This window comes from Kosakonia pseudosacchari (assembly GCF_900184035.1).
In the GTDB taxonomy this organism is placed as follows: Bacteria; Pseudomonadota; Gammaproteobacteria; order Enterobacterales; family Enterobacteriaceae; genus Kosakonia; species Kosakonia pseudosacchari.
The window spans coordinates 159085-170208 of record NZ_FXWP01000017.1; the positions used below are offsets into that span (position 1 = coordinate 159085).

General features: G+C 51.6%; 9 protein-coding genes. 4 read left to right on the forward strand and 5 right to left on the reverse strand.

Annotated elements, in window-relative coordinates:
* Together BN2591_RS15445 and BN2591_RS15450 are read right to left on the reverse strand one after the other, a co-directional pair.
* Window positions 1-420 (reverse strand): DcrB-related protein, encoded by a 420-nt coding sequence (locus BN2591_RS15445; RefSeq protein ID WP_017458296.1) that lies wholly within the window; start codon window positions 418-420, stop codon window positions 1-3.
* Window positions 420-2345 (reverse strand): type VI secretion system Vgr family protein, encoded by a 1926-nt coding sequence (locus BN2591_RS15450; protein WP_086872839.1) that lies wholly within the window; start codon window positions 2343-2345, stop codon window positions 420-422. The genes BN2591_RS15445 and BN2591_RS15450 overlap by 1 nt, the downstream gene beginning before the upstream one ends.
* A 531-nt stretch (window positions 2346-2876) precedes the next feature.
* Here BN2591_RS15450 and BN2591_RS15455 point away from each other — a divergent pair.
* Window positions 2877-3581 (forward strand): GNAT family N-acetyltransferase, encoded by a 705-nt coding sequence (locus BN2591_RS15455; RefSeq protein ID WP_086872841.1) that lies wholly within the window; start codon window positions 2877-2879, stop codon window positions 3579-3581.
* A 129-nt stretch (window positions 3582-3710) separates the two neighbouring features.
* Here BN2591_RS15455 and BN2591_RS15460 read toward each other — a convergent pair whose 3' ends face one another.
* A complete protein-coding gene (locus BN2591_RS15460; RefSeq protein ID WP_086872843.1) occupies window positions 3711-5132 on the reverse strand; it encodes a hypothetical protein in 1422 nt (473 codons plus the stop codon).
* A gap of 674 nt (window positions 5133-5806) precedes the next feature.
* On the opposite strand from BN2591_RS15460, the gene BN2591_RS15465 reads away from it, so the two are divergent.
* On the forward strand, window positions 5807-6643 hold the full coding sequence (locus tag BN2591_RS15465) for a DUF1796 family putative cysteine peptidase (RefSeq protein ID WP_086872845.1): 837 nt from the start codon (window positions 5807-5809) through the stop codon (window positions 6641-6643).
* Window positions 6644-6714: 71 nt separating this feature from the next.
* Here BN2591_RS15465 and BN2591_RS15470 read toward each other — a convergent pair whose 3' ends face one another.
* Window positions 6715-7917: a BaiN/RdsA family NAD(P)/FAD-dependent oxidoreductase gene (locus BN2591_RS15470; RefSeq protein ID WP_086872847.1), complete on the reverse strand. Its 1203-nt coding sequence runs from the start codon at window positions 7915-7917 to the stop codon at window positions 6715-6717.
* A 229-nt stretch (window positions 7918-8146) separates the two neighbouring features.
* On the opposite strand from BN2591_RS15470, the gene pitA reads away from it, so the two are divergent.
* Window positions 8147-9643, forward strand: a complete 1497-nt coding sequence (gene pitA / locus BN2591_RS15475; RefSeq protein WP_020455636.1) for an inorganic phosphate transporter PitA — start codon at window positions 8147-8149, stop codon at window positions 9641-9643.
* A 60-nt stretch (window positions 9644-9703) separates the two neighbouring features.
* Here pitA and uspB read toward each other — a convergent pair whose 3' ends face one another.
* Window positions 9704-10042, reverse strand: a complete 339-nt coding sequence (gene uspB / locus BN2591_RS15480) for a universal stress protein UspB (protein ID WP_017458289.1) — start codon at window positions 10040-10042, stop codon at window positions 9704-9706.
* A 453-nt stretch (window positions 10043-10495) separates the two neighbouring features.
* Here uspB and uspA point away from each other — a divergent pair, with 453 nt between their 5' ends.
* Window positions 10496-10933 (forward strand): universal stress protein UspA, encoded by a 438-nt coding sequence (gene uspA, locus BN2591_RS15485; RefSeq protein ID WP_007369617.1) that lies wholly within the window; start codon window positions 10496-10498, stop codon window positions 10931-10933.
* Window positions 10934-11124 lie beyond the last annotated feature (191 nt).

Sequence of the window (11124 nt, forward strand, 5' to 3'; positions counted from 1 at the left end):
TTACGCCCTCAGCTGTAAACCGGTGCGGATGGATGTCCAGAACGCGTCGGCGTCCGTATCAAACGGCATGGTACGGCTGAGCGTCAGCACCAGCAGGTGATCGTCAATGCGGGTCACGGCGAGTTTTTCATAGATCACCGCGCCCTGGTTTTCAAAACGCAGCGAGACCTCACGGGCAGGTTGACCGGCAACCGTGCTGTCCTGCGTTTCACCCGTCACCACTTTGCGCATGCTGCGTTTCACTTTCGCCAGTTGCTGGTTAAGGAAACTCTCTTCGTCACCGGGTTTGATATCCCACGCGCGGGTGATCACCAGTGTGGCGTTGTTCTCTTTGAATTTCAGCACGTTAATGCTGCGATCCTGATAAGCATCCGGCAGCGTGAGTTCGCCTTCGGAAAGTACAAATTGCGCCGTCGCCATTATTTATCCGTCCCTTGATTAAATGCCGCTTTAACCGCCGCCTGGATCTGCGCAATGGTGGGTTGCGCATCTTCACCTTTTGTCGGTTTTGTCAGGTTTAAATCCAGCAGGCCCGCAGTGTTGATAGCGCCCGAACCGATAGCATCGATCTGAAAGTCCACGCATTTCAGCGTGACTGTGCCGTTCGCGCCCAGTGTCAGCACCGATTGCCCCGCCACCAGTTGAATACTGTTATCAGAAGCCTGTACCAGCGGGCCTTGCACCATTTGTGTAAAGCCGCCGCCGACCAGTTGTTCGTGTGAGAGCTGTGTTGCCTGGGTGTGTTTGCCTGCAACCGAACCGGTGTAATCGCGGGTGACGCTCACGCTCTGTGAACCGCCGACGGTATGTGTCTCGTCGTTTTTGACGTGCGTATCCATGTTGCGCTCCGCCTGGATCCACACTTGTTCTTCGCCCGCTTTGTCTTCAAAGCGCAGGGCGTTGGCGTTATCCACCGAGCCGTCTTTTGAGCGGCTGAGGAAGCCCATCTGCGTGGCGGCAGCGGGCAGCGCCCACGGCGGCATACTGGCTTCGTTATAGACACGTCCGGTGATAATCGGCCGGTCCGGGTCGCCGTTGATAAAGTCGATCACCACTTCGTCGCCTACGCGCGGAATTTGCACGCCGCCGAAGCCCTGGCCGGCCCATGCGCTGGAGACGCGCACCCAGCAGGAGCTGGTGTCATCGCCTTTTGCCAGCCGGTCCCAGTGGAATTTCACCTTTACGCGGCCATATTTATCCGTCCAGATGCTTTCCCCCTGCGGGCCAACGACGCGCGCAGTTTGCGGGCCGTACGTGCGCGGCCACGCGGTTTGCTGCGCCGGGCGGAACACCACCGATGAGGGGATAACGCTGAAATCAATGCGGTGAATGGTTTCGCTGTCGGCGCCGCTGGCATAGCGATTCTCTTCAAAAAAGTAGTTCGCCGCTGTCACCAGATATTCGCCGTTGTCGTTAAAGAACGCCGCATTGGTCAACTGGAACGTACTGCCCGGCACAATGCCAATTGCCGTCGCCGTGCCTTCAATTTGCTGATGCTCCACCTGCCAGCGTTCCTGGCGGATGCGGGCGTAAAACTCGCCGTGACCGTGTTCAACAAAACGCCCCGGCCAGTCGTAAACATCGATGGTGCCCGGCGTGGGTGAACTCGGGTTTTGCCGCGCCTGGAACAGCCACGCGTTGGGTTTACGGAAATCGTAGTCATCAAGGCTGTAAAGCCCCGGCGTGACGCTATCTTCCAGCGCCCACTGGCTGATGCCCTCTTCGTCGGTACTGCCGCCGGAATGGGTCTGGTGATAAGGAATGGTTTCGTAACCGCTAAACGGATCATGCTGCGTCGCCGCATCCGTCAGCACCAGCGTGTGTTTGTCCGCTTCGTGGCGGAAGTGGTAAGCAATGCCTTCCAGCTCCATCAGACGGCTGATGAAATCAAAGCTGCTCTCCTGGTACTGCACGCAGTAGTCCCAGGTGCGGTAGCTGCCGGTCAGTTTGTCTTCAATGTTGACCTGGTATTCGCCGAGCAGGGTTTTCACGATTTGCGGGACTGTCTGCCCCTGGAAGATGCGCAGATTGCGGTCGCGCTTCATCGGCCAGAGATCGGGTTCCACGGTGAGTTGATACACCGCGTAGCGGGTGCCGGAAAGCTCAACGGCGCTCACCGCCACGCGGGTGATTTTGCCGTTAAGGTAGCGCGGCGCGCCGGTCAACGTTTGTGTCGGAATAGCGACAGTCACCGATTTACCCAGCAGCGTGCTGCGGTCCATTCGCGCGTCGGTGCCCAGCAACTGCAGGTTAAAGGTGAAGGCTTCGGACAGCGCTTCCCGTCCGGAGATTTTCCAGAAAAGCAGTCCTTCGACGGGTAACTGAACAGTAATTCGATTGCTCATAAATCGGATCCTGACGTAGGGACATGCACGATTCCGGGTGCTGTCCAGAAGTTTAACGTTACGGGTTTGGAAAAAAGCTACCGCACGATTGCTGTAAACAAAAAGATCAATATTGTCTGGTTTTTCGCGACAAGAAATGCCAGGAATTATCCTAATCCGCGATTAACCTACTAAAAAAAGAGTCATTTTTTTACAAGCAGACGCTGAATAATCGCGAAAAAATGACGCTTAGGCCAAATCTTATGCCGTTAAATTGCTATGGTGCTGTTGCGACCGTGTTATTCAAAAGCGCTAAGTTAAATTACGCAATACCTGTTTCGCGATTATTCTCCCACTTTCACGCGAAAGCGCAGACACGCCTGATGAAAAGCAGTATAAGTTTTTAAAACACCCGCCGTTATATTATTTGCGTGATTATATAAAGTCTCATAATTATATGCCGATAAAATATAGCTCTTTACGTCATTGCCATTTAACACCCATTTAATAAGAGTTAAGCAGGATTAAATTCGTAATAATCAGGAGGGGATAATGGAATTTTTTAATCAGTATGGACAGCGCATTGGTCAGGAAATCCAGGACTGGACAAAACGCCCGCTGCCAGAAAAAATTTCGCTTAAAGGCCGTTACTGCGACGTTGTACCGCTTGTCGTGGATCACGCGGAAGATCTCTTTCCGGAATGGCAAAGTATTGATGATGACCGGGACTGGACTTATCTTGAAGATCCCCGGCCGAAAGATATGACCGCATGTTATGCCTATCTCAGAAATCTCGCTTCACGCCCTGACAGAATCTATTTCGCGGTACAAGATAAAGCTGATAAGCAAATAAAAGGCATTTTCTATACCGGGAAATTCGATCAGGAAAATGGTTCTTTCGATATTGGCGACGTTAACTGGACGCCGTTAATGAAAAGAACCCGCATGAGTACCGAAAGTCTTTATCTTGTTTTGTCTTATTTTTTCGACCAGTTGAAGTACCGCAGATGTGAATGGCGCACCGGCAGTTATAACGCGGACGCCATTCATTCGGCGGAACGCATTGGTTTTGTGAAAGAAGGGGTTTTGCGCGAGAAGAAAATCCGTAAAGGACGGCTGAGCGATATTACGGTGTTTTCAATTACCGTGCGCGAATGGCCGGGGCTCTCCTCAATGATGAACGGCTGGCTGAACGAGGATAACTTTGACGGTCGCGGTCGCCAGTTGCATAAACTCTCTTCCTTCCGCCGCTACTGATAGCGCCATGCGTTGATTCCTGTTTCAACGCATGGCACTTGGGCATAACGCTTCTGCGTACTCTGCATTGCCGCCAGACGGTCTGACTAACGGTTATACCTGAGCCAGCCGGCTCAGGTTTACGTTTAATTAGCGTGTTACCGCAACATTGGTCATTTTCACCGGTACCTCTTTGCCTTTTTCCCACTCGGTTAACGGTATAAAGACATTCAAATCTGACAGCCAGGCCCGCGTCTCTTTTATCGTGCCGCTGTCGCTTTGCGTTTCACAGGAGACTTTCCAGTAACGCCCGCTGAACGCACTGCTGATCTGGCGCGCGTCATCACTGCCGGTTACTTCGCACCGGCGATTAATCACCGTGTTCTTATCGTCTTTGTTTGATTTCGACGAAACGGTATCAAACGTAAATGTCTGCCCCTGATGCAACGGGAAACGCAGGTTGGTCTGTAATTGCTTAACCACCGTTGGCGCATAACTCATGCTGGTGCCGCCTTTGAACTGCCCAAGATTACCGAGCGTCAGGCGCTGCGCTTTAAACATTTTGTAGTTTTCCAGCAACAGCATTAACCCGTTGGGTTGCACATCCAGTTGCATGGGAACCACCTCGTTGTCACCCCATTGCATGTCCCATGTCAGCTTTTTAAAGCGCGGCGTAGCCCACGGGTTCACAATTTGTACCGCCTGTTTTTCGAGATCGGCCGGAAGCGGGAACTGGGCCATCCACTGCGGTGCATTATTGGTGAAATCCGGCAGCATCGGGCCAAGGAGGGTGGAGACGCGCTTTTTCTTCGTTGACGGAACGTACACCCCTTCCCCTTTAAACGCAGTCGGCGTGCTCATGGCGCAAAGCTGTTTGAACGCAGCGTCGGTGGCCGGTGTGTTGACAAATGTGTCCGCACGACGCTCTGCCGGTTTACCGGTCAGGCTGTCCGAGACATAACCTTCTGGCGTGATATCCAGACCGGCCATGACCTTGTCATGTTGGGTTTGGCAATCATAGGCATGTATTTCAAGTTTCAAATCGTAGGGCGCGTCATACGGCGGATCGAACGTGATCTCGCTGTATTCAAAACCAATTTTAGCGATCAGCAACTCATTAACCCGCAATACAGAGGCCGTATCCAGCAGGATTGGCGTGTCGTATTTCGACTTTTTCTCGATATAAACCCACTCCGGGTTTTTCAGCCGGGGAGACTGGCAAAGATTTTTAGCAATATCATCCAGCGCGCTTTGGGACTTTGGCTCCGCGTAGCGGTCGTAGCTGTCGCCGTAGAAGCGGCGAATCACCTCCTCTTTATCATCCAGCATTTCCCAGTACAGCTTTACCGCTTTGTTGGTAGTGCAATCAAAACCATCCCAGCGATTAATGTGTTGCCCGTCGCTGAAAACGAGCTGGTTGAGGGCGGAAATGCGGTCATTCACGCGCATCATCAATAATGGGTTTACGGTGTTGCTGATGATTTTTTTGCCCTGGATTTCAGGGTAATCAGTGGCTTGTGCGCTAACAGCGACGGCCAGCAGTGCAGGCAGAAGTAACATGCCGGTTTTCATTCTCATTCCTTGTCAGAAGTATTTTCAGTCTTTGCGCAACAGAGGGTGTACTGACGTTATCGGCAGATGGCGATAAACATTAAAGGCGTAAAAACAGTCTGCTCGATGAAAAATTGACGCGGCTTTATTTTCATTCCGCGACCTGCATCAAGTCGGGCGGGCTATTTTGGGATTTTCCTGATGAGGGGTTAAGACAAGACAAAGTGTAAAATATGTAACGGCGTGTGAGTCTTTATATCAAATTCATCTCCTGTTCATGGCGCTAATGCATTGCGCCGTGAGGAATTTCTTAATGAAGAGCTTAACTTAGGATATATCATGTATATGACCTAACTCTATGATTATGGCTGGCATAATTTTTTAGGTTGCAGAAGAAATAATTATCACCTGGCCATCAACAACGTTTCTTATTTTAAATACCCGCAAAGCGCACGTAATAGCGGTTGTCACTCATATGCCCGTAATTTACTGACCACTGTCAGTAAAGCGAATTTCTTTATTTCACGACACTTACGCAGAATAGCAAATCTGCGCCAGTCAACACTAAATATAACAAGAAGTTATCTTCTCTCTGCGCATACATTAAAAGGCAGCGAAATAGATAAAAATCAGCAGCGATAAGGTGACTCATCGCTTTATTTGGAATGGTGTAATAACAACATGAGGTGCCCCTGATGAAAGGCGAAGCCATTAAACAACGCGTGCGAGATAACCTCAAATCGCTGAAAAGAACGATGCGCAACCTGCATAAGAAATGGAAATATCGCAATAATTTCACTTCGCAAGTACTTTGGGTTTCATTGGGTGAGAATTGCCTTCCTGATGATATTCTCCGCCGACATAACCGAAAATCCTTTAGCTCGGTTTTTTCCTCCGGGCGTTCGAATATTGAATATATTCTGCAAATGGAAAAAGACGATTATCGCCATTTACTGGAAAAAGAGCATTTACAACATTTCCCGGATGGCGAGCATGCCGTTGTGCGCTCGACGTTTTATGAAAAATGTGTAGGGCATTACAGCGAAAGGCATATGCTGGGTTTTGAATTCACCCATCATGATCCGTTAAGAATTAAAGAAGACAGCCGCGCATTTCAACGCCGCATTTCCCGCCAGCTACAATATCGGGGCAAAAAAGATTTTGTGTTTCTCTATCATCACCGAATCACCGAGCATTCCGATCTTTCTCTTTTACGGGAACATCTCAACGAATTCCTGTCGTTGTACAACACGCAAGGTTGCGACTGTAAGATCGTGCTTTTTTATCAACACATTATTGCGGCAAATAGCGCTAAACGTATCGACTTCACGCCGCATGAGAATGGTTTGCTTGAATTTGTATGCCATACCCACGAGATATGGGGCGGAGATGATTTGGATACCTTCTGGGCGAAGAAAGATGATGCGCTTTTCGCTGAGATGTTCGAAACCGTGGACAAATACAGTCTCAGCAAGCGCCACACCTTTCCTGAAAGCGCCCTCGTCTCCACTGGTTCAGGTGTGCCGCTGTAACAAAAGAGACGTTAGCGTTTCGCCGGCGATAAAAAAGCCCGGACAGGGCTTTTTTACTCAGCAACGCGGGCTCAGGCAGAGGGCTTCGCCGCTAAGGCTTGTGCGCAGGCCCAGGCGCTCGACCACGCCCACTGGAAGTTGTACCCGCCAAGCCAACCGGTGACATCCATCACTTCACCAATAAAGTACAGCCCCGGCACATTGCGGGCTTCCATGGTGCGGGAAGACAATTCATGGGTGTCGACACCGCCGAGCGTCACTTCCGCGGTGCGATAACCTTCGGTGCCATTCGGCTGCACGCGCCAGTTCGTCAGCAGCGCAAGCAGATTCTCCTGCTCGCGGCTATTGAGCTGCTTCAATGTGACATCCGGGATCTGCCCCGTCTGTTGCAGGCACTCCACCAGCCGTTTTGGCAACTGCATCGCCAGCGTATTTTTCAGGCTCTGATTCGGGTGCGCATCGCGTTGCTGATTGAGGAAGCCGTCCAGATCGACATCGGGGAGTAAGTTGATGCTGACAAATTCACCGGGTTGCCAGTAGCTGGAAATTTGCAAAATGGCCGGACCGGATAATCCCCGATGGGTGAACAGCAAGTTTTCGCGAAAAACCGTACCATCCTCAGCGGTGATCACCGATGGCACCGAAACGCCGGAAAGCGTCTGCATCTGCTCCAGCAGCGGTTTATGCAGGGTAAACGGTACTAATCCGGCGCGCGTTGGCAGCACCTTTAAACCGAACTGCTCGGCGATTTTATAACCAAACGGCGAGGCACCCAGCCCTGGCATCGACAAACCGCCGGACGCAATGACCAGATTTTTCGCCTGCACGCTGTCGCCGTTGAGTTGCAAGGTAAAGCCATCGTCGTTGCGCTCAACGCTAAGCACTTCCGTTCGCAGGCGCTGGATAACGTTGCCCTTTTCGCATTCGGCCACCAGCAGATCGACAATTTGCTGCGCCGAATCATCGCAAAAAAGCTGACCCAGCGTCTTTTCATGCCAGGCGATGCCGTATTTACCGACCAGTTCGATAAAGTCCCACTGGGTGTAGCGCGCCAGCGCAGATTTGCAAAAATGCGGGTTCTGGCTCAAATATGCCGCAGGTTCGACATAAAGGTTAGTAAAGTTGCAGCGTCCACCGCCGGACATCAAAATCTTGCGGCCAGGTTTTTTGCCATTATCCAGCAATAACACCCGACGACCCGCCTGCCCGGCCAGCGCCGCGCAGAACATGCCCGCCGCACCGGCGCCGATAACAATGGCATCAAACTTTTCCACAACTGCACCCTCATTAATAAATCGTGGCGGATTGTAAAGAGTTCATGCTGGTCGCACCAGCGTGAATACGCGCGAAAGGTAACAGGGTATTGAAAAATATAAATTAATTTTAAAATCGCAGTTTAATTTAAGAAATAATGTCAAAAAAAATACATAATTCACTTTGCCGACGCTGCCAATGTCCCTGATAATGCGCCGCGTTCATGTCCTCAAAATGGCTTAACGACCTATGGTACATTTGTTTGCCGGCCTGGATCTTCATACCGGGCTGTTACTCTTGCTTGCTCTGGTTTTTGTTCTGTTTTATGAAGCCATTAACGGCTTCCATGACACAGCGAACGCCGTAGCAACAGTCATTTATACACGCGCTATGCGTTCTCAGCTGGCGGTCGTGATGGCAGCGGTGTTTAACTTCTTCGGCGTTTTGCTGGGTGGGTTGAGCGTCGCGTATGCGATTGTGCATATGTTGCCCACCGATCTGCTGTTGAATGTCAGCTCTGCGCATGGTCTGGCGATGGTCTTTTCCATGCTGCTGGCCGCTATTATCTGGAACCTGGGCACCTGGTATTTGGGCCTGCCGGCTTCCAGCTCCCACACCCTGATTGGCGCGATTATCGGTATTGGTTTAACCAATGCGTTGATGACCGGCACCTCGGTGGTGGACGCGTTAAACATCCCGAAAGTGCTGAATATCTTCGCTTCGCTGATCGTTTCACCGATCGTAGGCCTGGTCTTCGCTGGCGGTTTGGTGTTTATCCTGCGTCGTTACTGGAGCAACACGAAAAAACGTGCGCGTATCCATATGACCCCTGCTGAACGCGAGAAAATCGACGGCAAGAAAAAGCCGCCGTTCTGGACGCGCATCGCGCTGATCCTCTCCGCGATTGGCGTGAGTTTCTCGCATGGTGCGAACGACGGTCAGAAGGGTATCGGCTTGATCATGCTGGTGCTAATTGGCGTTGCGCCTGCGGGCTTCGTGGTCAATATGAATGCCTCTGGTTACGACATCACTCGTACGCGTGATGCCGTCAACAACGTGGAAACGTATTTCCAGCAACATCCGGCGCTGCTGCAAAAAGTTACCGGTATCGATCCGCTCATCCCAACGCCGGAAGAAGTGGCCACCCAACCGGGTGAGTTCCACTGCCATCCGGGCCGCGCCATTATGGCGCTGGATCGCGCGAAAACGATGCTGACCAACGTTGAAAGCTACGACAAACTGCCGGTGGAACAACGCAGCCAGTTACGTCGCATTATGCTCTGCCTGTCTGATATCACCGACCAGGTGGCGAAGCAGCCGGAAGTCAGCGCTGACGACCAGCGTCTGCTGAAAAAGCTGAAAGGCGATATGCTGAGCACCATCGAGTACGCGCCAATCTGGATAATCATGGCCGTCGCGCTGGCGTTAGGTCTGGGTACGATGATCGGCTGGCGTCGCGTGGCGACAACAATCGGCGAGAAGATCGGTAAGAAAGGCATGACGTATGCGCAGGGCATGTCCGCGCAGATGACAGCCGCCGTTTCTATTGGTCTGGCGAGTTACACCGGGATGCCGGTTTCCACTACACACGTGCTGTCGTCTTCTGTTGCCGGGACGATGATCGTCGACGGCGGTGGCCTGCAGCGTAAAACCGTGACCAATATTCTGATGGCCTGGGTCTTCACCCTGCCAGCATCGATTATTCTGTCCGGCGTGCTGTACTGGCTGGCGCTGCATCTGATTTAACGCGTTTCGCACGCGACAAAAACGGGCCAGCTTGCTGGCCCGTTTTTTTATGGTTTCAATTCAGTGCCAAATCAGCAGTGCAATCAGGCTCACCACCACCAGACCGCAGAGCGAACTGGTTAAAATGAACAGACGGCGTACACGTTCACAGCGGCGAATAAATTCATCGTCATGATGGTCGCGATAACGCTGTGCGTAGATATACCACACCAGCCGCATCTGTTTGCTCGGTTGACCGTGGGAAGTGAAAAAGCCGCCACCGTCCACGTATTGATAAAGTAGAGGGTCGCACCCGCGAAGTACCACTAACAGCGCGCGCAGCGATGAGTAATAACGCGCCATGTTAACCACACATACGACACACAAAGCCCAAAACAGCGCAACAGTGCTGATTACCATATCCCCTCCCCGGCGACCGCCCACAGAGATTCGCTCCTGGACCCTCGCTCCCGGATACCCAACCAAGCCAAACAACGAAGAGTATTACCAAACGCCGAACGGGATGACAACACAGGCGGTGTCCCGCAATTGGCTTCGCTTCCATGCGCCAGGCAACTGGGGGACACCGTCTGTTTTCCGTACGGTTTATTTATAGTGTAGGAGATCAGTTTATTTTTTTGCCACAAGCGTCAGCATCATCAATGCATCTGGCTGTAAATATTGCTTAAGTGAATCGTGATCCAGGTTGATTGACGGTGCTAAAAGAGCGTTATAAGGTACAAATATCTTCTCAAAGAGATCTTTAAGGCCGGGCGCTACGCTCACGTAAAACGCAGGATGCGGGCGCAGTGCAACAGCATCAGGGGGTTTTAACCCCGATGGTCATCGACAACTTATGGAAGGAGTAACACTATGGCTTACAAACATATCCTTATCGCAGTCGATCTCTCCCCCGAAAGCAAATTGCTGGTTGAGAAAGCGGTCTCCATGGCGCGACCCTACAACGCGAAAATTTCCCTGATTCATGTCGATGTGAACTATTCCGATCTTTACACTGGGCTTATCGACGTTAACCTCGGTGATATGCAAAAACGTATCTCCGACGAAACACATCAGGCGCTGACAGAGCTCTCCACCAACGCGGGCTACCCGATTACTGAAACCCTGAGCGGCAGCGGCGATCTGGGGCAAGTGCTGGTAGATGCGATTAAGAAATACGATATGGATCTGGTGGTGTGCGGCCACCATCAGGATTTCTGGAGCAAACTGATGTCTTCCGCGCGCCAGCTTATTAACACCGTGCACGTCGATATGCTGATTGTTCCCCTGCGGGATGAAGAAGAAGACTGATGTTTCGCTAACGGCGTAACGTTAGGCTAAATACCGCCCGGCCCGCGCAATGCGGCCGGGCTTTTTGTCTATAGAAAACCCCCAGCTAGGCTGGGGGTTCCGGAAAGCTTTCAGCTTTAAGCCAGTTATTAAAACCCCTTTTGATTTGTTAAAACAGCTTGCGGTCTGGCAACTGCAAAAGTTCAACAAGA

Coding starts and splice junctions, on each gene's coding strand:
- BN2591_RS15445 (WP_017458296.1), bottom strand. CDS start 420: ATGGCGACGGCGCAATTTGTACTTTCCGAAGGCGAACTCACGCTGCCG.
- BN2591_RS15460 (WP_086872843.1), bottom strand. CDS start 5,132: ATGAAAACCGGCATGTTACTTCTGCCTGCACTGCTGGCCGTCGCTGTT.
- uspA (WP_007369617.1), top strand. CDS start 10,496: ATGGCTTACAAACATATCCTTATCGCAGTCGATCTCTCCCCCGAAAGC.
- BN2591_RS15465 (WP_086872845.1), top strand. CDS start 5,807: ATGAAAGGCGAAGCCATTAAACAACGCGTGCGAGATAACCTCAAATCG.
- BN2591_RS15450 (WP_086872839.1), bottom strand. CDS start 2,345: ATGAGCAATCGAATTACTGTTCAGTTACCCGTCGAAGGACTGCTTTTC.
- pitA (WP_020455636.1), top strand. CDS start 8,147: ATGGTACATTTGTTTGCCGGCCTGGATCTTCATACCGGGCTGTTACTC.
- BN2591_RS15455 (WP_086872841.1), top strand. CDS start 2,877: ATGGAATTTTTTAATCAGTATGGACAGCGCATTGGTCAGGAAATCCAG.
- uspB (WP_017458289.1), bottom strand. CDS start 10,042: ATGGTAATCAGCACTGTTGCGCTGTTTTGGGCTTTGTGTGTCGTATGT.